Annotated in this window: 23 protein-coding genes, 1 tRNA gene and 1 pseudogene; 11 read left to right on the top strand and 14 right to left on the bottom strand. The window is 68.6% G+C overall.

Annotated elements, in window-relative coordinates; genetic code table 11:
• Window positions 1-34: 34 nt before the first annotated feature.
• The 6 genes from ACLJO0_RS24300 to ACLJO0_RS24275 are packed head-to-tail and all read left to right on the top strand — an operon-like array spanning window position 35 to window position 4,360.
• Window positions 35-316, top strand: a complete 282-nt coding sequence (locus ACLJO0_RS24300) for a hypothetical protein (protein ID WP_410580656.1) — start codon at window positions 35-37, stop codon at window positions 314-316.
• 9 nt (window positions 317-325) lie between these two features.
• Window positions 326-1,717 (top strand): sensor histidine kinase, encoded by a 1,392-nt coding sequence (locus tag ACLJO0_RS24295; protein ID WP_410580655.1) that lies wholly within the window; start codon window positions 326-328, stop codon window positions 1,715-1,717.
• Window positions 1,714-2,376, top strand: a complete 663-nt coding sequence (locus ACLJO0_RS24290; RefSeq protein WP_125793310.1) for a response regulator transcription factor — start codon at window positions 1,714-1,716, stop codon at window positions 2,374-2,376. Before ACLJO0_RS24295 ends, ACLJO0_RS24290 begins: the two co-directional genes overlap by 4 nt.
• 60 nt (window positions 2,377-2,436) lie before the next feature.
• Entirely contained in the window at window positions 2,437-3,021 is a 585-nt protein-coding gene (locus ACLJO0_RS24285) for a DUF4956 domain-containing protein (protein WP_410580654.1), read from the top strand.
• Window positions 3,018-3,788 carry a polyphosphate polymerase domain-containing protein gene (locus tag ACLJO0_RS24280; RefSeq protein ID WP_410580653.1) on the top strand — a complete coding sequence of 257 codons (771 nt, stop codon included), beginning with the start codon at window positions 3,018-3,020 and terminating at the stop codon, window positions 3,786-3,788. Before ACLJO0_RS24285 ends, ACLJO0_RS24280 begins: the two co-directional genes overlap by 4 nt.
• 56 nt (window positions 3,789-3,844) lie before the next feature.
• Window positions 3,845-4,360 carry a hypothetical protein gene (locus tag ACLJO0_RS24275; RefSeq protein ID WP_410580652.1) on the top strand — a complete coding sequence of 172 codons (516 nt, stop codon included), beginning with the start codon at window positions 3,845-3,847 and terminating at the stop codon, window positions 4,358-4,360.
• Between the two features lie 25 nt (window positions 4,361-4,385).
• Here ACLJO0_RS24275 and ACLJO0_RS24270 read toward each other — a convergent pair whose 3' ends face one another.
• Window positions 4,386-4,535: a hypothetical protein gene (locus ACLJO0_RS24270; protein WP_410580651.1), complete on the bottom strand. Its 150-nt coding sequence runs from the start codon at window positions 4,533-4,535 to the stop codon at window positions 4,386-4,388.
• Between the two features lie 258 nt (window positions 4,536-4,793).
• Between ACLJO0_RS24270 and ACLJO0_RS24265 the strand changes: the two genes are divergently transcribed.
• Window positions 4,794-4,870 (top strand) — tRNA-Ile (locus ACLJO0_RS24265).
• Between the two features lie 391 nt (window positions 4,871-5,261).
• Entirely contained in the window at window positions 5,262-5,876 is a 615-nt protein-coding gene (locus tag ACLJO0_RS24260) for a hypothetical protein (protein WP_410580650.1), read from the top strand.
• A gap of 141 nt (window positions 5,877-6,017) precedes the next feature.
• On the opposite strand, the gene ACLJO0_RS24255 is transcribed toward ACLJO0_RS24260, so the two are convergent.
• The 9 genes from ACLJO0_RS24255 to ACLJO0_RS24215 all read right to left on the bottom strand — a co-directional run bounded on the left by ACLJO0_RS24255 (window position 6,018) and on the right by ACLJO0_RS24215 (window position 12,996).
• Window positions 6,018-6,470 (bottom strand): cysteine hydrolase family protein, encoded by a 453-nt coding sequence (locus ACLJO0_RS24255; protein WP_410580649.1) that lies wholly within the window; start codon window positions 6,468-6,470, stop codon window positions 6,018-6,020.
• A gap of 263 nt (window positions 6,471-6,733) precedes the next feature.
• A complete protein-coding gene (locus tag ACLJO0_RS24250; protein ID WP_410580648.1) occupies window positions 6,734-7,135 on the bottom strand; it encodes a nuclear transport factor 2 family protein in 402 nt (133 codons plus the stop codon).
• Between the two features lie 184 nt (window positions 7,136-7,319).
• Window positions 7,320-7,559 (bottom strand): hypothetical protein, encoded by a 240-nt coding sequence (locus ACLJO0_RS24245; RefSeq protein WP_410580647.1) that lies wholly within the window; start codon window positions 7,557-7,559, stop codon window positions 7,320-7,322.
• Between the two features lie 322 nt (window positions 7,560-7,881).
• Window positions 7,882-8,985 carry a cytochrome P450 family protein gene (locus ACLJO0_RS24240; RefSeq protein ID WP_410580724.1) on the bottom strand — a complete coding sequence of 368 codons (1,104 nt, stop codon included), beginning with the start codon at window positions 8,983-8,985 and terminating at the stop codon, window positions 7,882-7,884.
• Window positions 8,967-10,355, bottom strand: a complete 1,389-nt coding sequence (locus ACLJO0_RS24235) for a cytochrome P450 (RefSeq protein WP_410580646.1) — start codon at window positions 10,353-10,355, stop codon at window positions 8,967-8,969. The genes ACLJO0_RS24240 and ACLJO0_RS24235 overlap by 19 nt, the downstream gene beginning before the upstream one ends.
• A complete protein-coding gene (locus tag ACLJO0_RS24230; RefSeq protein ID WP_410580645.1) occupies window positions 10,352-10,948 on the bottom strand; it encodes a GTP-binding protein in 597 nt (198 codons plus the stop codon). The genes ACLJO0_RS24235 and ACLJO0_RS24230 overlap by 4 nt, the downstream gene beginning before the upstream one ends.
• A complete protein-coding gene (locus tag ACLJO0_RS24225; protein WP_410580644.1) occupies window positions 10,926-11,279 on the bottom strand; it encodes a DUF742 domain-containing protein in 354 nt (117 codons plus the stop codon). Before ACLJO0_RS24225 ends, ACLJO0_RS24230 begins: the two co-directional genes overlap by 23 nt.
• Window positions 11,276-11,704: a roadblock/LC7 domain-containing protein gene (locus ACLJO0_RS24220; RefSeq protein ID WP_410580643.1), complete on the bottom strand. Its 429-nt coding sequence runs from the start codon at window positions 11,702-11,704 to the stop codon at window positions 11,276-11,278. Before ACLJO0_RS24220 ends, ACLJO0_RS24225 begins: the two co-directional genes overlap by 4 nt.
• Complete coding sequence (locus tag ACLJO0_RS24215; RefSeq protein ID WP_410580642.1) at window positions 11,701-12,996, bottom strand: ATP-binding protein; 1,296 nt, start codon at window positions 12,994-12,996, stop codon at window positions 11,701-11,703. Before ACLJO0_RS24215 ends, ACLJO0_RS24220 begins: the two co-directional genes overlap by 4 nt.
• 186 nt (window positions 12,997-13,182) lie before the next feature.
• Here ACLJO0_RS24215 and ACLJO0_RS24210 point away from each other — a divergent pair.
• Window positions 13,183-13,473: pseudogene (locus ACLJO0_RS24210) on the top strand (hypothetical protein); the annotation flags it as partial.
• 619 nt (window positions 13,474-14,092) lie between these two features.
• On the opposite strand, the gene ACLJO0_RS24205 reads toward ACLJO0_RS24210, so the two are convergent.
• Window positions 14,093-14,371 (bottom strand): DUF3892 domain-containing protein, encoded by a 279-nt coding sequence (locus ACLJO0_RS24205; RefSeq protein ID WP_125793322.1) that lies wholly within the window; start codon window positions 14,369-14,371, stop codon window positions 14,093-14,095.
• 222 nt (window positions 14,372-14,593) lie between these two features.
• Between ACLJO0_RS24205 and ACLJO0_RS24200 the strand changes: the two genes are divergently transcribed.
• Window positions 14,594-15,169 (top strand): hypothetical protein, encoded by a 576-nt coding sequence (locus ACLJO0_RS24200; RefSeq protein WP_410580641.1) that lies wholly within the window; start codon window positions 14,594-14,596, stop codon window positions 15,167-15,169.
• Window positions 15,170-15,427: 258 nt separating this feature from the next.
• Here ACLJO0_RS24200 and ACLJO0_RS24195 read toward each other — a convergent pair whose 3' ends face one another.
• Complete coding sequence (locus ACLJO0_RS24195) at window positions 15,428-16,138, bottom strand: DUF4190 domain-containing protein (RefSeq protein WP_410580640.1); 711 nt, start codon at window positions 16,136-16,138, stop codon at window positions 15,428-15,430.
• Between the two features lie 115 nt (window positions 16,139-16,253).
• Window positions 16,254-17,423 (bottom strand): RNA polymerase sigma factor ShbA, encoded by a 1,170-nt coding sequence (gene shbA / locus ACLJO0_RS24190; RefSeq protein WP_410580723.1) that lies wholly within the window; start codon window positions 17,421-17,423, stop codon window positions 16,254-16,256.
• Window positions 17,424-17,613: 190 nt separating this feature from the next.
• Here shbA and ACLJO0_RS24185 point away from each other — a divergent pair, with 190 nt between their 5' ends.
• On the top strand, window positions 17,614-17,868 hold the full coding sequence (locus tag ACLJO0_RS24185; RefSeq protein WP_410580639.1) for a WhiB family transcriptional regulator: 255 nt from the start codon (window positions 17,614-17,616) through the stop codon (window positions 17,866-17,868).
• A gap of 95 nt (window positions 17,869-17,963) precedes the next feature.
• Here the strand turns inward: ACLJO0_RS24185 and ACLJO0_RS24180 are convergent, their stop codons facing one another.
• Window positions 17,964-19,526, bottom strand: coding sequence for an MDR family MFS transporter (locus ACLJO0_RS24180; RefSeq protein WP_233611555.1), 1,563 nt, complete (start codon window positions 19,524-19,526; stop codon window positions 17,964-17,966).
• Between the last annotated feature and the right edge of the window lie 9 nt (window positions 19,527-19,535).

The raw sequence follows: 19,535 nt of genomic DNA, 5'->3' as shown, positions 1-19,535 counted from the left end.
TCGGTGGCTCACCGGCACCGGGCAGCCTGGTGTCATGCGAGTCCGAATCATCGTCCTGGCCGGGGTCGCCGCCGTAGTGGTGGCGGCCACCGGCACGTTCGCCGTCATCGCGGCCACCGCGGCCTCGCCGCCCGACCTCGGCCCGGCGGTCGTCGCCCCCGCGGGACGGGCCGTCACCGGGCCGGGGGAGCCGGGTGCGCCGCCCGCCGTCGTCCCGCCCCGGCTGGCCGGGCACGACGACGACCTCGATGATGACCATGACCATGACCATGACCGCGACGATGACGACCATTTCGACTTCGACCTCGACGACTGAGCGGGGCCGATGAGCGCCCGCGCCCGGATCCTCGCGTGGGTCCTGCTGGTCGTGCTGCTGGCGCTCGCCGGGTCGCTGCTGGCGACCCGCACCGTCCTGCACAACCAGCTGGACCAGCGGCTCGACAACGAGATCGCGCACGAGACCGGCAAGCTCCGCGCCTTCCTGGCGTCATCGGACGCCCGCCCGGCCGGGCAACCCGCCACCGTCGAAGCGGTCCTCGGCCGTCATCTGGAACGAAATCTGCCCGAGAAGTACGAGACGTTCTTCTCGATCAGCGACGGCGTGGCGTCGAGGCGGAGCGCCATCGAGCCGCCGGTCCGGCTCGACACCGACCCGAAGTTCGTCGCCGAACTGTCCCGGGCCACGAGCCCGGCCTACGGCACGGTCACCACCGCTGTCGGGTCGGCGCGCTACGGCGTCGTCCCGGTGACCATCGAGGGCTCACCGGGCCGCGGCGCGCTGGTGATCGTCGAGTTCGTCGACCACGCCGCGGGCGAGATCAACGACGTCGCCGGCGTGATGGCCGCGATGTCGGGGGCCGCGCTGGTGCTGGCCGGGCTGATCGGCTGGCTGGTCGCCGGCCGCATCCTCGCGCCGGTGCGGGAGGTCCGGCTGGCCGCCGAACAGATCGGCGAGACCGACCTTTCCCGCCGTATCGAGGTCCGGGGCTCCGACGACGTCGCCGCGCTCGGCCGCACCTTCAACACGATGCTGGACAGGCTCGAAAGCGCCTTCGCCGGACAGCGCGACTTCATCGACGACGCCGGACACGAACTGCGCACGCCGATCACGATCGTCCGCGGCCATATCGAGCTGATGGGTGACGATCCCGGGGAGAACGCGGCCACCCGGCATCTGGTCCTCGACGAACTCGGGCGGATGCAACGGATCGTCGACGACCTGCTGATCCTCGCGAAATCCGGCAGCCCCGACTTCCTCGCGCCCGGCGACACCGACCTCGCCGACCTCACCGTCGAGACCCTCGCCAAATCCCGACCGCTGGCCGACCGCGCCTGGCGGCTGGACGCGGTCGCCGAGCTGACCGTCCGCGCGGACGGTCAGCGCCTCGCGCAGGCCTTGCTGCAACTGGTCTCCAACGCCGTCCGGCACACTTCGCCGGGTCAGGAGATCGCCCTCGGCTCGGAAGTGACCGCGACGACGGCGCGGCTCTGGGTCCGCGACACCGGCGAGGGTGTCCCGCCCGATTCGCGGAGCCGGATCTTCGAACGTTTCAAACGCGGCAGCAACTCCAGCGGAGACGACGGGGCCGGGCTCGGCCTGGCGATCGTCGCCGCGATCGCCGAGGCTCACGGCGGCCGAGTCCTGCTCGACACCGCGCCCGGCGAAGGCGCGCGATTCACCATCGAGATCCCCGTCGCGGAAGGTGTGGACCGGTGACCAGTGTGCTGGTGGTGGAGGACTCCGCCCGGATCGGCGCGTTCGTCGAGAAAGGGTTGCGGGCGCAGGGTTTCGCGACCCGCTGGGTCAAGACCGGCGCCGAAGGGCTGACCGAGGCGTTGACCGGCGCGCACGATCTGGTCGTCCTCGACCTCGGGCTGCCGGACCTCGACGGTTCGGATCTGCTGCGGGCCCTGCGCGCGGCGGGCCGGACGGTGCCGGTGATCATCCTGACCGCGCGGGACAGCGTCGTCGACCGGGTCGCCGGACTGTCCGGCGGCGCCGACGACTATCTGGCCAAACCCTTCGCGTTCGAGGAACTGCTGGCGCGGATCCGGTTGCGGCTACGGGGAAATCCCGAAGCCGAACCGGCGGTGCTGCGCGCCGGGGAGCTCTCGCTCGACCTGCGCACGCGGAAGGTTTCGGTCGCGGGGGAGGAGAAGGACCTCACCGCCCGCGAGTTCGCGCTGCTGGAAACGTTACTGCGCAACCGCGGCCAGGTGCTCTCCCGCGAGCAATTGCTCGGCGGGGTCTGGGGTTTCGACTTCGATCCCGGATCGAACGTGGTGGACGTCTACATCCGGTACCTGCGCGCGAAGATCGGCGCCGAGCGGATCGAAACCGTGCGGGGGATGGGATACCGGCTCGGTGAGTCCTGATGAGACGGTTCTCATCATGCTCTCACGACGGTCTCTTCTTCCGGCGGCACAGTGGTTTCCATGACCACGACACTGCTTCATCTCGCCGTCGACCTCGTCGCCGCCGTGATCCTCGCCTACGGCATCTACGCTCGTCGTCATCACCGCGGTGACCTCGCCTGCGCGTACCTCGCGTTGAACGTCGGCGTCTGCGTTTCGGTCGCCGTGCTGCTTTCCGTGTCGACCGCGAGCGCGCTCGGGCTCGGCCTGTTCGGGGTACTGTCGATCATCCGGCTGCGGTCCGATTCGATCAGCCAGCAGGAGGTCGCGTACTACTTCGTCGCGCTGGTACTGGGTCTGGTGAACGGGCTGCCGTCCGCGGACTGGCGGATCGTCGCCGTCTTCAACGTCCTGCTGCTCGCCGTCATGTACGTCGCCGACCACCCGGCGCGCACCCGCGGTCCGCAGCGGCGGACGGTCGTACTCGACACCGTGTACCCCGACGAACAGACGATGCTGATGGAACTGCGGGCGCGCCTCGGCGGAACGGTCGTACGGCACAGTGTGTCCGAAGTGGACTATGTCCGCGAGGTCACCGTCGTCGACGTCCGCTTCCGGCCGGACGCCGCCGCGGTCGTCCACGGCGCCCCGGCGGGGCACCGGTGAGCGGGCGCGGAACGGCCACCGTCGCCGCGGTGGCCAAGGGACTCCCTTCGCTGTCGCTCGCGGAAGTCGTCGCCACGAGCGGGCTGATGAGCCGGACGGACCGCAAATACGTCCTGAAGCTCAACGACTTCCTGGCCGTCACCGAGGCGCTGGGGGCGTCACCGCGCTGTCTGGAGATCGACGGGCAACGCGTGTTCGGCTACTCGTCGACCTATTTCGACACCCCGGATCTGGCGATCTTCCGGGCGCACCGGCAGGACCGGCGGCGCCGGTTCAAGATCCGCACACGCACCTACACCGACTCGGCCGACACCTACTGCGAGCTCAAGGTCAGCGGACGGCGCGACGAAACGGTCAAGGTCCGCCGCCCGCATCCGGCCGAGGCGGCGCACGGCCTGACCGTGCCCGCGCTGACGTTCCTCGACGACGCCCTCACCGCCGCCTACGGCCGCCCCGCGCCCCGGCCGCTGACCCCAGCGCTGATCACCGACTACCGGCGAACCACCCTCGTCACCGCCGACGCGCGCATCACCTGCGACACGTCACTCGTCTGGCGGTCCGGGCCGCGGAGCCTGGCCGCCGGGGGCGACCTGGTGCTGCTGGAGGTGAAGTCGGCCTCCGAACGCAACAGCGTCACCGAAGCGTTGGCGAAACTGCGTATCCGCGAGCAGTCGGTGAGCAAGTACTGCGCGGGCCTGGTGGCGCTGGGGCTGGCCACCGGCGGGAACCGGTGGCGGCCGGCGCTGCGGCGGCTCGGCGTGGCGTAACGATCGCGACGCGGCGTCCGACCCCTGCTGTTGGGGGGAACAGAGGGAGGACGAACATGAGGACCAGGGAGAAGGCCGCGCTCGCCGTCGCCGGGCTGGCCGTCGCCGCCGCCGGGGGCACGGTGCTCGCCGGGACGTCCGGCGCCGTCGGCCCGTCGCCGGCACCGAGCGTGCAGGCCGCGGAGGCGTCGTGCGTGACCGATGGCGCCGGGATGTGCACCGTGCAGCACGCGTTGGGGACCGTCCCGGCGGCGGTGGTCGTCTCGGCGAACACGCCGGGACAGTTCAACGCGTACATGCTGAACACGGTGCAGGGTTCGTACACGGCGACGACCTTCCAGGTGCGGGCGATGTTCAACCAGACCACGCCGAAGGCCGGTGGGGCGATCTGGTTCAGCTTCGCGGCCTATGGCGGGGCGCCGGTGACGCCCACGTCGACGAAGAGCACCCCGCGCACGACGGTGCAACCGACTACGCCGACGTATCCGACAACGACAGCGACGCCCACGCCGGTTGATCCGACCACGACGGGCGGTTCGCCACCGGGCGGCGGATCGGGACTGGGCAACTGACCGTCCAAACAGGACCGTAAATCGGCTACCGCGGCGGCCGGTCGTCCAATTCGTCGGAGAAGATCGCGTCGATACGGAGACCGGCTCGCCGCAGTGCCCGGATGCTCGCCCTCAGTGACAACACGACGCCGATGACGACCACGACACCGAGCCCGATGGCGACAGGGTTCGCCACGAGCGCCTCCCTGTCCGATGGGCTTGATACCCCAGGCCCATCCCGATGGTCAGCGTGTCCCGGGCGGTGAGCCGCACGGCGTTGGTCCCTGCAACCTAGACGAGCGGACCCCGTCGTGTGCCGGAAACCAGCTGTTCGGCCTAGGCGATCGTGGCAGGTGAGCGCTGTGATAACTTGGAGCGAACTGGGACTTCTGTGCGTTCGCAAACCCGCTGTTCGGGCTGGGGCGGCTCCCGCGGAGGTGTCAGGTCACTCTTGGGGCCGGTAGCTCAGTTGGTTAGAGCAGGGGACTCATAATCCCTTGGCCGTCGGTTCGAGCCCGACCCGGCCCACCACGTCGATCTCGTTGCCACCTGCAGGGATGTCGGTCCTTCGGCGGCAATTTCGCCTTGGCGTTAAACGCGGTTGGGCTCCGTTTGCTCCGGTGTGCCGATAGTAGGAAGAATTGCTCAGCGGAGCCGGTTGGTGGCGTAGCAGCCTTTCTGCTTTCTCGTCCCAACCGCTGCAGTGGGGGAACTCCAGCAGTTCCGGAGTTCTTTGCTTCCACAGTTCGACAAGCTGGGTGCGGTCGCAGGTCGGCTGGGCGTGATCTCGAGCAGAAGGTCAGTGACGTCCACGGTTTAGGTGCGGGCTGGTCCAGCCGCATGCCCGGAGGTCCTCATAGCGGCATGACCGGACGCTCGGTGACTGCTGCGTCTCACCGGATAACCGGGAAGGATCATCGCCGTGAAACCGACGGACGAGGTTGACGATCTGCGTGCGCGTTTCGAGGCAAGGCTGTGCGCACTTCGGGGCCGCCGGCTCTTGGCGGTGGACTACTGGGATGTCCACAACTTCGCCTCCGAACCCGCGCGATGGGACTACGGCAACTGGCATCACGCTGTCATGGGCGTCGGACTCGGCACCGACACGGGGCCGGTGACCATCACCTGGACCGACACCTTCTACAGCTACGGGGTCGAAGTCCTCGACGGCCGGATCGAAGACCATCTCATCTTGGATGAAGAGGGCCCGGAGCGCATCGGGCCCGATGCCGGTTCCGGGAGCCCGTGGGACCGATACCTGCGGACGCCGATCCGCGAGACCGCCGTTCATTGGGAGCGACTGGAACTGGGACCGGGCAGGCGAGCCGATGGCAGTGTCGTCGAGCCCGCGCGCGCTGTGGACGTGCCGATGGCTGTGCGTCTCGACTTCGCCGCGGGAGCGGTGTGGTTTGTCGCTGCCATGCCGGAGCCGCCGGAGTGGCAGCGTGTATTCGTTGGGGGCGACGAGATCATGGTCGTCTTCTCGGCCGAGAAGATGCGTGACATGGGCTTCCCCGACACCCCATTCTTTCGATAGCACAGTCACACGCTCATCGGCATGTGAGTGCGTTGGGGGAGACCACAAAGGACTAAGGCTTCGGGTCAACTCCATCGCCCGGGTCACGGCCCGCGCCACGGACCATGTCACGGCCCGCTTGGATCACATTCGGTGTACCAATCAGGGCGACCTGCTCAAAATCACTACGCAGCTTCGCGTGAAGCGCATCGAACCGCTCTCGCGACTCCACCACCGCATCGTTCGTGGTAGCGCGAGTGAGCGACTCTGACAGGCGGGCGGTGCCGTCCCTGCCCGACCGAGCAGAAGCCGCGAAAGCCGCGAAGACCCCGAACACGGGGCCGTCGGTTGATACCGCGTCACTGGGCACGGCGCCTCGAAGTCGCGGGCCAGCGCGGCTCGGGCAGTGGCTTCGACGCACACGTTCGTCTGCAAGCCGGCAACAACGAGTCGCTGGACGCCGAGGTTGTGAAGCAGCGGATCAAGTAGATGACCTGCGGCTCCTGGGTTCGGGCAGCCGCCAGCAAATCCGCGCAGGCCGTGATCGTGTCCTCCAACCGCCAGATCGGCGGCCAGCCCAACGCGTCCCGGACCCCATCGCTCAACTCTCTTCAAAGTGAACGGTCCAACCGCTGATCGTCTTCACGCTCCGGCTCGGTGGCAGGAACAGTCGAAGCCGCATCGAAACCACAGCTTGCTCCTGCCATGGTGAAGCCACTGCAGCTTCCCGCGACCTCGCTGTCGTGGAAGCGTTGCCGGACCAGGTTTTGTACTCGGCCACGTCGCGAAGCCGTCTCCCAGGTCGCACAAGATCGACATGTCACGAGCGGCGAGAACCTATGGTGCTTTCGTTCGCTCCGCGCCTTCCTCGTGCTGGATCAGGGTGCGGCCGACGGAAGGTCCATGATGCCGGTGGCTTGTGACCAGACACAACGCCACGTGCCGCCGGCATGGGTGTAGACGTCGGTGTGCCAGGCCTCGTGCCGCGGGATGTCCGCGCCGTCGACGGTGAGTTCGATGACGCACCGGTAGCGGAGGACGACGACGTCGGTGCCGACGATGGCGTCCACGTCGCCGGTCAGCCCCAGTTCCCGGTAGGCGACCCGCCCGGTGGTGAGGAGATCCAGGTATTCGGCCTTCGTCCACACGGTGCCGGTCGGGTTGCACAACCGGTACTCCGCGGCGTGCAAGCGGTCGTAGGTGCCGCGATCCACGTCGAGGAGACATCGGATCCGATCCTGCTCGGCCTTGATCACTTGGCCGGCCACATCGTCGGTCATCCCCGCTCCTGTTCACTCGTTCGGTCCTGGTCGGCGACACGTGTGCCTGCAACCAGGTCACAAGGCGTAGAGGTGGTCTCGCGCTGACGCCATCTGTGCCGGTGCGGCCCCTTGAGCATGGCCGTCGACTACACCCTTTCACCAGGCAGGCAATCCGGAAGCAGCCGCGTCAGCGCACACGATCTCACCTCGGGCGGTGTGGAATGCAACGAGATGGTCCGCGGCCAGGCTCTGGCGCGGCCCTGGCCTCCCAGCTGCGGTGCTCGAGTTCGGCCGCCACCAGTACTTCCGCCGCGTTCACCGTGTCGGGCACGAGTTCCACCAGCGCGGCGACGGTGTGCTCGCCGATGAGCGGAAACCGTTTGACCGGGCGGAATCCCCACTGCGGATTCGGCTGGGAAACGCCGGTGTGGCCGCTGCACACCCACGTCCAGCAGGCCCGCTTTGACTGTGAAAGTCATGCCCGAACCGGGGCCGGCGACCGGACGGGAGCGCTCGCCGGGACCGATCAGCCGGGCCACTGGGTTTCGCCGAACGGTCCGGTGAGGACATTTCGACGGCGGCCCGGTGCTCGAGTTCACGGCGTTCGGTGCCGTAGAACCTCGCGGTGAGCGGGGTGCCCGCCCGTTTGCGCCGTTTGGCGCGCACGAGTTCGACCACCCCTACCGCCACCATCAGGACGCTGCCGGCCGGAATGCTCCCGGCCGGCAGCGTTTCACCGGGTCCAGACCGCGAGCTACCCGAATTCAGCCCAGGGTGACCGGAAGGACGCGGTGCCCGTTGGAGATGAAGGACGCCGTCGGCTCCAGCTCCGCCGGTTCGACCGCCAGTGCCAGCTTCGGGAAGCGCGCGAACAACGCCGGCAGCGCGATCTCCGCCTCCACCCTGGCCAGCGGGGCGCCGAGGCAGAAGTGCACCCCGTGCCCGAACGAGAGGTGGCTCTTGTTCGTCCGCGAAAGGTCGAACTCCTCCGGGTTGTCGCCGAACTCCGGCGCGCGGCCCGCGGCCGCGTACGAAGCCAGGATCGCCTCGCCCCGCTTGATCGTCACCTCGTCGTTGACAACGATGTCTTCGACCGCGTACCGGAGCGGGAGGTGCGCGACGGGTGCCTGCCAGCGCAGCGTTTCGTCGATGACGTCGCCCCATCCGTACTCGCCGTCGAGTACCTGGCGCAGCTGCTCCGGATGGGTCAGCAACGCGGTGATCGCGTGGTCGAGCAGGTTGACCGTGGTCTCGTGCCCTGCCGAGATCATCAGGATCAGCGTGTCGACGAGTTCGGCTTCCTGCAACGAGGAACCGTCCTCGTCGCGTGCCGCGATCAGGCCGCTGGTCAGGTCGTCGCCCGGCACGGCGCGCCGCAGCGCCACCAGTTCGCCGAGGATCCGGTACATCTGCTCGCCGTTGGCCGCCGCCTCTTCCGGGGTGGCGGTGGTGTTGAACACCCCGTCGACCGCCTTGCGCAGATCGGCGCGGTGCTCGTCGGGCACGCCGAACAGCTGGCAGATCACCTCGATCGGCAGCGGGTAGGCGAAGTGCTCGCGCAGATCCACGACCCCGTCGGCGCCCTCGATCCGGTCGAGCAGGCCGCCGGTGATCTCCTCGACCCACGGCCGCAGTGCCTCGGTGCGACGGAAGGTGAACGCCTTGGACACCAAGGACCGCAGCCGCCGGTGCTCGCCACCGTAGGCGGTGAACATGTTCTGCACGGCCACCCAGATCATCAGCGGCCAGTCCGCGGGTACCGTGCCCTCCCGCCACGCGGTCCAGTGCTGCCGCGGGTCCTTCGACACCCGCTGGTCACCGAGCAGGCGCTTGAGCAGTTCCGGATCGGTTACTGACCACGCCACCACCTGGCCAGGGAGCTCCACCAGCGTCGTGGTGCCGCGGGCGCGGAGTTCGGCGTTCTCGGCGTGGATGTCGGCGCCGGTGGGGTCGAGGACGAGGGGGCGGGGTGCGGCGGATTCCAACGGTGCTCTCCAGTCGGTTCGGTGGACGGAACTGGGGTGGGAACGACGGGGGTGAACAGCACGGGCAGCGCGGCGAGCGCGCGGTGGAACGGGCCTGGCCGCCACTGCAGCTGGTCCTCCGGCACGGCGAGGCGCAGATCGGGCAGCGCGTCGAGCAGGGTTTCGATGGCGGTGGTGGCGATCAGCCTGGCCGGGCCCTGCGCGGGGCAGGAATGCACACCGGCGCCCCAGGCGATGTGCGCCCGGTTGCCCACCCGCTGCTCGGCACGCAGCGCGGGATCGGTGTTGGCGGCGGCGAAGCTGATGACCACCGGTTCGGCGGCGGGCAGGTGGGTGCCCATGAAGTCGACCCCTGGCCACGGGTAAGCGGCGGAATAGTTGGCCATCGGCGGGTCGCCCCAGAGGATCTCCTCGAGCGCGTCCTCCACGTGCAGGCTGCCGCCGGCCAGGTCACCGGCGAAGCGGTCGTCGACCAGCAGCAGCCGCACCCCGTTGGCGATCAGGTTCTGCTGCGGCTCGGTGCCCGCGCCCATCAGCAGCACCAGCTGGTGCAGCATCTCCTCGTCGGTCAGCCGCGCCGGGTGCGCCATCATCCACGACGGCACGTCCTGGCCCGGCTGCGCCCGCTTGAGCGCGAGCAGTTCGAGCATGCTCGAGGTCAGCTCGGCGTTGGCACGCTCGGGATCGACCATGTCGAAGATGCCGCGCATCCCGGCCACCAGCCGGTCTCCGAGCGCAGGCGGGCAGCCGAAGAGGTGGTTGAACACCTGCAGCGACAACGTGGTCGCGTAGTCGGTGAGCAGATCTCCCTTGCCCTCGGCGGAAAATCGGGCGATCAGCTCGCGCGCGGTCTGCTCGACGTAATCGCGCAGCGCGTGCGGGTTGAGCCGCGCCAGGCTGCCGGTGACCGCGCTGCGCAGGCGCGCGTGCACCGCGCCGTCGGTGAACAGGCAGTTGGGGCGGTAGCCCATCATCGGCATGACCGGGTTGTCCTCGGGCTGGTTCTGCTGCCAGCGCCGGGGGTCGCGGGGAAAGGTCGACGGCGCGCGCAGCACTTCCAGTGCGGCTTCGTAACCGAGGACCAGGGTGGCGTTCACGCCAGGCGCGAGTTCGACGGGCGCGACGGGTCCGTGCGCGGCCCGCATCTTCGCGTAGACACCGGCGGGATCGCGGGCGAATTCTTCGTCGTAGAGGCGGGCGCGCTCGGCGTGCGCGGGGCAGCCGGGTGGTGGTCCGGCGGCGGGAGTGCTCACGAATGCTCCTGGCGGATGGGGTCGAAGAGATAGTCGACAAGGCTGATCAGCGCCTGCGCGGACGACCCGCGATCGCGGGCGTCGCAGCTGACCAGGCGGGTTTCGGGAAGCAGGTCCAGTGCTTCGCGAAGCTCGGCTTCGGGAAATCTCGGGGCGCCGTCGAACTGGTTGACGGCCACCGCGTACGGCAGGCCCAGTTCCTCCAGCAGACCCATCACGTCGAAGGACTCTTCGAGCCGGGTGGGGTCCACCAGCACCAGCGCGCCCAGTGCCCCGTAGGCGAGGTCCTTCCACATCTGCGTGAACCGCTGCTGGCCAGGCGCGCCGAACAGGTAGAGCACCACGTCGTCGCCGATGGTCAGCCTGCCGAAGTCCATCGCGACCGTGGTGGTGTTCTTGCCGCGCACCCCGGACAGGTCGTCCACCAGCGCACCGGCCTGCGTCATCGTTTCCTCGGTGCGCAGCGGGCGGATTTCGGACAGCGTGCCGACGTAGGTGGTCTTGCCGACCGCGAACGGCCCTACCACCAGAATCTTCACCGAGGTCCGGACGGTGGCAGGGACGTAGCCGTCAGGTGAGAGCACGGAGGCCATCGAGTACCTTCTGCAGGAGTAGGTGGTCGGGGACATCGGCCTGGCGCACGGCGGCGCGGGCTTCGATGTGACCGGAATCGAGCAGGTCGGACAACAGCACTTTGGTCACGCTGGTCGGCAGGTTCAGGTGTGCGGCCACCTCGGCCACAGCCAGCGCGCCGCCCCGGCAGAGCTCCATCACCCGCCGCTTCTCCGGGCTCAGCCCGGCCATCGGCGCCCAAGTGGCGGAAACGACGGTGGCCACGTCAAGCGTGTTGCGGGTCGGGTGGGCGCGGCCCTCGGTGACCACGTGCGGCCGCACCAAAGCCTGCTCGCGCCGGTTCGGGGTCATGCCCGGGAGCCTCCGGCGGCCGGGAAGCGCGGCGGCGCGGTCAGTTCCTGGCCGAGCCTCTGCACCAGCTCCTGCATGCGGGAGGAGACGCCTTCGACGTCGACCTTGCCGGTGGTGGACACCGCCACGTAGGCGCCCTGGCCGGCGGCGGTGAGGAAGACGAATCCGTCGTCGAACTCGATCAGCGTCTGCCGCCACTGCTCGGCGGGCCGGCGGCAGAACTCGCCGGTGGCGCGGGCGAGCGACTGCAGCCCGGACACCGCGGCGGCGGTGCGCTCGGCGTCGTCACGGCTGATGCCCTCGGAATGGGCCATCAGCAGGCCGTCGGCGGAGAGCAGCACGGCGTAGAGCGTCTCCGGCATCTGCAGGGCCTGGTCGAGCATCCAGCCGAGCCGGTTGGTGGTCGCGTCGGTGTTCGTGCTCACTGGGCATCCCTTTCGAGGTCGGTGGAAGTGGCGCGGCCGCGACGCGTTCCGCGTTGCCAGGCCGCGGCGGTGGCGACCGGGTTCGAGCCGGGCGCCGGAGCGGCAGGCTCCGGCGCCTGGGTGGCGGCCACCGTGCGGCGGCGGCGCCGGGGCAGGCCGTGGGCGGTGGTGCCCAGATCCGTGGTCTTCACCGGGGAAGCGGCCTCAGGCTCGGCAGGCCGCGCTGGTTCGGGCGTAGCGGCCATTTCGGGGGTTTCGGTTCGTGGGGCCGGGGTGAGCACGGCCGGGGACGGGCTCGGCGTGGTGATCCTGGTGAGCAGTTCCGTCGGCAGGAACAGCACCGCGCGCACCCCGCCATAGGGCGACCGGGTGTCCACCGAGACACGGAACCCGTACCGGTTGGCGAGCGCGCCGATCACCGCGAACCCGATGCGCGGCGGCACCCCGAGCGCGGCGATGTCCTGGCCGCCGTGGCCGCCGAGCAGCCAGGACGCACGCTGCACCGCTTCCACCGTCATGCCGACACCGGCGTCGTCGATGATGATGGCGAGGCCGTTGTGCGCCTGCTGGAAGGTGACCTGCACCGGGGAGCCGGGCTGGGAGTGGCGGGCGCCGTTGTCCAGCAGTTCGGCCACCGCAAGCACCACCGGCTCCACCGCCTGGCTGACCACGGCGGTGTCCGACGGCGCGGGGATCTGGACGCGCGCGTAGTCGCGGATGCGGCCGGTGGCGCCACGGGCCACGTCGGTCAGCGTGGCGGCCGAGCGCTGCAGACCGGGCCACGAACCGCAGAGCACCGCGGTCGCCTGCGCGCGGCGGCCCAGCTGCGAGTTCGCGTGGTCGAGGCCGAGCAGCCCCTGGAGCACGGACGGATCGTCGTGCCGGTCCTCCATCGCCGAGATCAGCACCTGCTGCTCACCGGCGAGGTTCTGCACCGTGCGCATCATCGCGCGCAGGGTCGCGGCGGCGGAATCGGCGGAATCGCGGCGGGTCTTGGCGAGCAGTTCGGTGATCGTTTCGAGCACCGCGCGGTGCGGATCGCCGTCGCCGTTGCCGCGCAGCGGGCCCGGCACGGTCACCGACGGATTCGCCAGCGACTCCACGATCGCCGGGAGCCGCACCTCGCGCAGGTGGCGCTCCTCGGCTTCGCGCGCGTTCAACTCGGCGACGGCGGCATCTCGGTACCGGCCGACGGTGGTGGTGACGTTGCGCTGCCGGAGCAGCAGCACGGCGAGCGCGATGGCGAGCAACAACAGACAGATCAAGCCTGCCAGCAGCAGGGTGTATTCCATGAAATCCTCACGGTCAGCTGAGCGGGGACCGACCAGCCGGCTAGGCGATCGCAGGGAGCCGCACCAGGTCCGCGCCGGGGCCGCGGCCGCGCTGCCGGGCGATGAGCATTCGGGCGGGCCCGGGACAGGACGGCATGTGCGCAGCTCCACAACGGCGGGGACGGACGTCACATCGCGCCTGGCGCGATGTCAGCAGCGAGTACCGTAGCGCAAACTGGGCGTGTTCTCCCAGACTTCGTGAAGAAGGGGCGCACCACCAGTGAGGACGGCTTCACCGCCGACGAACACGGCGAGCGGTTCCTCGTGTGTGACACGCAGTTCCGCGAATTTGGCGGGCACTGGCGGGTTTCCGGTCCGGTGCGCACGGTGGCGGTTCACCGCACACCGCGCTGACCGGCGATCTGATCGCGGGCTCGGCGGTGGAGAACGGCCGGGCTGGGCTGATCATCAACGGCGGTGCGGGACAGCGCGGTGCTCACGGAACCGCAAGGAACGTTCGAGGATCGCCATCGCGAGCAATTCTGCGGTCGGTTTTCAGTGGCCAGCCGGACTTCCCCGTGGACGGCCACTTGCGTACGGCAGTTCGATCCCCGCTGGCGGCCAGTTGCACGGTCAGTGATCGGCGGCAGGTTCGCCGGCCTCCGCGGCCGTGCTGGTCATGCCGCGAGGCTGATCGCGGCTCGTCTTCATCCACACCGGTTTCGGCGAGCATTACCGCACGGTGCTGTTGAGTTCAGCTTCGACCGCTGAGCTTGAACGCGATGTACGCCAGCAGGATCACTGCAATGGCGAGTAGCGCGACGATCGCGATCATGCCGAGCATGAAGCCATCCGGGGAACTGGTCACAATCACGTATTACTCCTGTCGATCTGACCTCGATCATCCTGGTGCGATCTTGGGCCGCGGTGCCCGGTCCGGCAGTGGGGTAACGCGCCGGTGCGCTGCCAGCCGTTGACGAAGCCACCTGTAGCGGCTCGTGGAGTCGGCCACTGAGGTCGGCTCCGTGATCGATAGGCAGGTCCAGCGCGGGCGTGAGGACTTCGAGATGATGCCGCCGGAAAAGTGGCTCATCTATCCTTTGTGGACGCTCCCGCTTCAGAAACGGGGCAGCTCCAGCAGGTTGTTCTTCCAGATCCCGTCCGCCCGCGTGCGCAGGAATTTCGGGCCGAAGGTCAGCTTGAGGATCTCCACGGCGACCCGGTGGATTCCCTCGTCCACGTAGGCCTTGCCGTCGTCGTCCTCGATCCACGCCACGATCGCCGAAACGAAACTCTCGCCGGTTTCGCCGCTGCCGGGATTGATCCAACGCAGTTTCGTGATGCTTTCGTGGAACTTCCCACCTTCGAGCCGGGCTGCGATGATCTTGATGGCCATGGTGCTTCCTCTTCGGCTGGTCGTCCTCGAAGCGAACAGGGGTAATGCGGTACTCGCCTCCTGTCCGCGCCTCGTTACGCCATCCGGCCGCCGTGCCTCGAACGTTACGAGTTCGAGCGCGGAGCTTCCGTTCTGAGTCAGATGACGCAGACTCCGCGTGTTCGGCCATGTCAAAGTCCTCGCGCCGGCCGGAAAACCTGCCGGAAGAGAGGGGAAACGAACATGTGCGCAGCCCACAAGACGACGACCGGGATCCTGGGCGCGGCGGGGATCGCGCTGGCCGCGACGGTACTGGCCGGTTGCGCTCCGGGCCCGGCGGCGGCACAGGTGTCGCCGTCGCCGTCCCTCGCGGAATCGGCCGTGGCGGTGGCCTGGATGAACGGATTCTGCGGCGCGGTCAAGGATTTCATCGAAGGCAACAACAAGATGACCTCGGCGACCGGCGACACCGTCGAGGCCATCAAGAAGAGCACGAGCGACCAGCTCGGGCACTACGCGACCATTCTGAGCAAGACCGTCGACGGCCTCAACTCACTGCCCGCCGCGCCGGTCCCGGCCGGAGAGACGGCGAAGAAGGACTTTCTGGGAAAGTACACCTCGGCACGCGACAAGACCGTGAAAGCGAAGGCCGATCTGGACGCGGCGGGGAAGAACGACACCGCGGCGCAAGCCCGTGCGGTCGAAGGACTCATCTCCGCCCAGAAGGACACGCACAGCGCGCTCGATCCGGTCGCGGCCATCCTCGGGGCACCCGAACTGAAGACGGCCGCGGCGACCGCGGAACGCTGCCGTCCGTGACTAGGCCGTGTCCTGCTGACCTGTGGAAAGGGAGCGGGGGACCGCGAACATGACTTGCAGGACACTAGTGCGAGGCGAGGTGTTCCTCGCTCACCAGGGCGCGCAGCCTGAGCGTCGCGAAAGCCACTTTCGGGACATCAGGCGTCCCGAAAGTGGCTTTCGCGACACGTCCAGACCACGTGTTCCGACCAGGTGAGACGGGGCTTCTGCACCCTGGCATCGGGACATACGTGCCGAGAAAGGGCTTGCGCCGTCGGCTCAGTTGCCGAGGGAGCCGATGTTCTCGTTCGCGTGCGCGACGCCGTATTTCTCGGCACTGGCTTCCTTCACGAGCTTGCCGTCGACCTCGATGGTCACCTTGATCGCACCCTTGCCGCTGCCCTGCGCCAGGATGCTCACCATCTGCAGGGCCTCGCCGCCCGGCAACTTGATCGTCTTCTCCCACGGGAGCTTGACGTCGGCTTCCTGGTTGGAGGTGGTCATTCCGTCGGTCGTGTAGGTGATGTTGCCCGCCTTGGCGCCGCCGGTACCGGTCACCCGGTAGACCACCGTGTGCTCCGCGGCCTGCTCTTTGGCGGGCTGCCCGGGCGCCGACGTTCCCGCGTCGTTGCCGAGCGGTGCGCCAGGTGCCGAGATCGGCGTTGTCGGGATCGAGTTCGCCGCGTCCACCACGGCCTTGCCGAACACGACGGTCCAGAGAATGCAGATGACCAGGCCGACAGCCGACAGGATGATGCCGGTCAGCGCGAGACCTTTATTGGTCGCGACGCCGCTTTTGGCGCGCGAGAAACCGATTCCGGCGAGGATGAGCCCGACGATGACGAGTGGCCAGGCGATGACGCCGACGAACGGAATCGGGGAGAACAGCAGCCCGACGAGGCCGAGAACGAACCCCGCGGTGCCCAATCCGTTGCGTGGAGGCGCGGCGACAGGTGCCGCTTGGTAGGGGTACGGCGAGGGAGTTGTCACGATGATCCTTTCGCATGTCTTCGCGTGGAGATCGGCGTGACGTATTCCCGTGTTACGCGGGAATCGATCGGCCGAGCGTTACGAAAACGGCGTAACGATCAGGCATCCGCGGATCTCACCAGTCTTCCGTGAGAATCTTGCGCAGCCGCGTCAAAGCCCGGTGCTGCGCCACTCGCACGGCACCGGCGGTCGAGCCGACCACGCCGGCGGTCTCCTCCGCGGAAAGGCCGACGACGATCCGCAATACGACGATCTCCCGCTGCTTGTCCGGCAGGATCCGGAGCAGTTCGCCCATCCGGTCGCTCAATTCGTTGTGCAGCGCGTGTTGTTCCGGGCCGGCGGAATCGGAGACGCCGTCGGGGACTTCGGCGACGGGTTCGGTGCGGTTGCGGGCGGCGGCGCGGCGGGCGTCGGCGACCTTGTGCTGGGCGATGCCGTAGACGAAGGCGAGGAACGGCCGTCCGCGTTCGCGGTAGGTGGGCAGCGCGCGGAGGATCGCCACGCAGACCTCCTGCGCGACGTCGTCCGCGGAGGCGTACGTCCGTTCCTGTCTGCCGATCCGCGCCCGGCAATATCGGATCACGAGCGGGCGGATGGTGGCCAGCAAGTGGTCCAGCGCCCGCCGGTCACCTCGTCCGGCGGCGGCGACGGGCTCGTCGAGGGTGTACCAGCGTGACGCCGTCACCTGTTCCGGCTCGGCCTTACCCGGCTCCACCAGTGCGAGTTCCCTGATCATCGCGCGGTTCTTGATCCGGGACAGGGTGTCGTCGGCGTCGAGCCCCATCCGCAGCGCGTCGATGAAGGCGGCGTTCGCGCTGTCCAGATGGTCGACGAACTCGGGGTCGTGCTCCGCCAGCCGGCCGCGCGCGTGACGCAGTGTCGCGCTGACGGCCTCCTCCGCGATCCCGAGCACCCCGGCGATCTCCCGCGACGTGTAGCCGTCCAGTGACCAGGCCATGCCGAGCTGCTGGCGTTTCGGCAGCCGCCCCAGCATGGTCAGGATGGACGACGCCTCATCGGCGAGAACGGTGAGCTTGTCCTCCCGGCCGGCGTCGGCGAAGGCCCAGTCGCCCCGGACCGCGGTCTGCTCCTTCGCACGCCGCTGCCCGACGCGGCGGACCCACGATTCCGGCTGGGTGATGCTCTGCCAGTCCTCGTAGGCGTTGAGCATCGCTTCGGCCGCCGCGTCCCGGGCCGGGTCCAGAGCGTGGCCCGCCTTGCAGAGAAAGCCGGTGAGCAGCGGAAATTCGGCGTGGAAGAACTCGTCGAACCCGTCGTGGCCCATCACCCGCACTCACCGCTCTCAGCCGCCTGACGCGAATGCCCTCACAGGACAGGTGCAGTGAGCGGGCCGCTGAGTGTAACGATTCGGTCAAGGTGATGTTTGCGCGGAGCGCCCGGGTGGATACCCCGCATCGAGGGAGAAGTCGTTTGACGAGGAAGGGAAAATCGGGAAAAGAGGAGGTGATAGGAAAATGGAAACGAGAATGGCGGCAAGCGACCTCGGTGAGGCCGCTTGCCGCGGTGAGGATCCCGAACTGTTCTTCCCGGTCACCGAAACCGGTCCCGGTGCACGGCAGGCGGCGAGGGCGAGGGCCGTTTGCGCACGGTGCCCGGTCATTTCCGCCTGTCTGGCCTACGCCGTCGACAACGGGTTGACCGATGGCGTTTTCGGTGGGCTGACCGGCAGCGAACGGCGCCGCCTGATTCGCGTCGGCAGTGCCGCCTGAAACCACTTGATCGCGTTACCGAATTTCCATCGTGTTCTTCGCGCGCGAAAAAAGAGGGGCCCGGTTCGGCGAACCGGGCCCCTCTGTCGTGGTGGTCAGGCGACGGTCTCCTCGGCCAGCCGCTCGTTACCCGACTGGGTCTTGAGCGGCTTGTGCTTGAGGAAGGCGACGGCGACGACGACCAGCAGCGCGATCGGCGCGCTGATCAGGAACAACTCGCTGGTCGCGTCCCCGTAGGCCTCGCGGACGACGTTCGCGACCGGCTCGGGCAGCGTGGCGATGTTCGGCACCGCGCCACCCTCGCCGCCACCGGGCAGCGGCCCGAGCTTCTCGCTCATCAGCGCGACGACCCGGTTCGCGAGCACCGCGCCCAGCGCGCTCACCCCGATGGAGCCGCCGAGGCTGCGGAAGAACGACAGCGTGGAGGTCGCCGTGCCGAGGTCGTGCGCGTCGACGTCGTTCTGCGCCACCAGGACCAGGTTCTGCATCAGCATGCCGACGCCGACCCCGAGCACCACCATGAACGCGCTGAGCACGACGAGGTTCGTGTGGGCGTCGAGCGTCCCCAGCAGGGCGAGGCCCGCGGTCATCAGCACCGAGCCGAGCAGCAGGTGGCTCTTCCACTTGCCCGTCCGGCTGATCAGCTGGCCCGAGACCGTCGAGGAGACGAGGAGGCCGAAGATCATCGGCAGGCTCAGCAGCCCGGCCACCGTCGGCGACTTGCCGAGCGACAGCTGGAAGTACTGCGAAAGGAACACCGTCCCGCCGAACATCGCGACACCGACGAGGAAGCTCGCGAGGGTGGTCAGGGTGACCGTGTGGTTGCGGAACAGGCTCAGCGGCAAGATCGGCTCTGCCACCTTCGACTCGACGTAGACGGCGAGGGCGAGGATGACCACACCGGCGGTCACCAGGCCGGCCGTCCACCACGAGCCCCACGCGAACTGGTGCCCGGCCAGCGAGGACCACACCAGCAGCGTCGAGACACCGGCCATGATCAGGAACGCGCCGAGGTAGTCGACCTTCACGTCACGTTTGATCGTCGGCAGGTTCAAGGTGCGCTGCAGGAGCAGGATCGCGGCGATCGCGAACGGGACCCCGAGGAAGAAGCACCAGCGCCAGCCGAGCCACGACGTGTCCACCATGAGGCCGCCGATCAGCGGGCCCGCGATGGTACCGACGGCGAACACGGCACCGAAGATCCCCGAGTACTTACCGAGTTCACGCGGCGAAACGATGGCCGCCATGATCACCTGCGCGAGCGCGGTGAGCCCGCCCGCGCCGATGCCCTGCGCGACCCGGCTGCCGATCAGTAGCTCGATGTTGCCCGCGAAACCGGCGACCAGCGAACCGACCACGAACAGCCCGAGTGAGAGCTGGATCAGCAGTTTCTTGTTGTACAGGTCGGAAAGTTTGCCCCAGAGCGGAACCGTCGCGGTCATCGCGAGCAGCTCGGTGGTGACCACCCAGGTGTAGGAGGACTGCGAGCCGCCGAGTTCGGAAACGATCCGCGGCAGCGCGTTCGCGACCACCGTCGAGGCGAGGATGGCGACGAACATGCCCATCATCAGCCCCGACATGGCTTCGAGGACCTGTTTGCGGCCCATCGCGCCCGGCGGTGCGTCCGGTTCTCGCGGTTCGGTCGTGGATACGGACATGGTGGTCCC

Origin of the sequence: Amycolatopsis sp. lyj-108 (genome assembly GCF_046549005.1) — a bacterium.
GTDB lineage: Bacteria > Actinomycetota > Actinomycetes > Mycobacteriales > Pseudonocardiaceae > Amycolatopsis.
Note: the sequence above shows the minus strand (reverse complement) of the source record. Positions and strands in the feature narration are given on the sequence as shown.

Excerpts from the sequence above, each read along its gene's own strand:
- ACLJO0_RS24200 (WP_410580641.1), top strand. The coding sequence starts at position 14,594 with ATGTGCGCAGCCCACAAGACGACGACCGGGATCCTGGGCGCGGCGGGG.
- shbA (WP_410580723.1), bottom strand. The coding sequence starts at position 17,423 with ATGGGCCACGACGGGTTCGACGAGTTCTTCCACGCCGAATTTCCGCTG.
- ACLJO0_RS24295 (WP_410580655.1), top strand. The coding sequence starts at position 326 with ATGAGCGCCCGCGCCCGGATCCTCGCGTGGGTCCTGCTGGTCGTGCTG.
- ACLJO0_RS24250 (WP_410580648.1), bottom strand. The coding sequence starts at position 7,135 with ATGACCGACGATGTGGCCGGCCAAGTGATCAAGGCCGAGCAGGATCGG.
- ACLJO0_RS24215 (WP_410580642.1), bottom strand. The coding sequence starts at position 12,996 with ATGGAATACACCCTGCTGCTGGCAGGCTTGATCTGTCTGTTGTTGCTC.
- ACLJO0_RS24300 (WP_410580656.1), top strand. The coding sequence starts at position 35 with ATGCGAGTCCGAATCATCGTCCTGGCCGGGGTCGCCGCCGTAGTGGTG.
- ACLJO0_RS24185 (WP_410580639.1), top strand. The coding sequence starts at position 17,614 with ATGGAAACGAGAATGGCGGCAAGCGACCTCGGTGAGGCCGCTTGCCGC.
- ACLJO0_RS24180 (WP_233611555.1), bottom strand. The coding sequence starts at position 19,526 with ATGTCCGTATCCACGACCGAACCGCGAGAACCGGACGCACCGCCGGGC.
- ACLJO0_RS24285 (WP_410580654.1), top strand. The coding sequence starts at position 2,437 with ATGACCACGACACTGCTTCATCTCGCCGTCGACCTCGTCGCCGCCGTG.
- ACLJO0_RS24275 (WP_410580652.1), top strand. The coding sequence starts at position 3,845 with ATGAGGACCAGGGAGAAGGCCGCGCTCGCCGTCGCCGGGCTGGCCGTC.
- ACLJO0_RS24225 (WP_410580644.1), bottom strand. The coding sequence starts at position 11,279 with ATGACCCCGAACCGGCGCGAGCAGGCTTTGGTGCGGCCGCACGTGGTC.
- ACLJO0_RS24230 (WP_410580645.1), bottom strand. The coding sequence starts at position 10,948 with ATGGCCTCCGTGCTCTCACCTGACGGCTACGTCCCTGCCACCGTCCGG.
- ACLJO0_RS24205 (WP_125793322.1), bottom strand. The coding sequence starts at position 14,371 with ATGGCCATCAAGATCATCGCAGCCCGGCTCGAAGGTGGGAAGTTCCAC.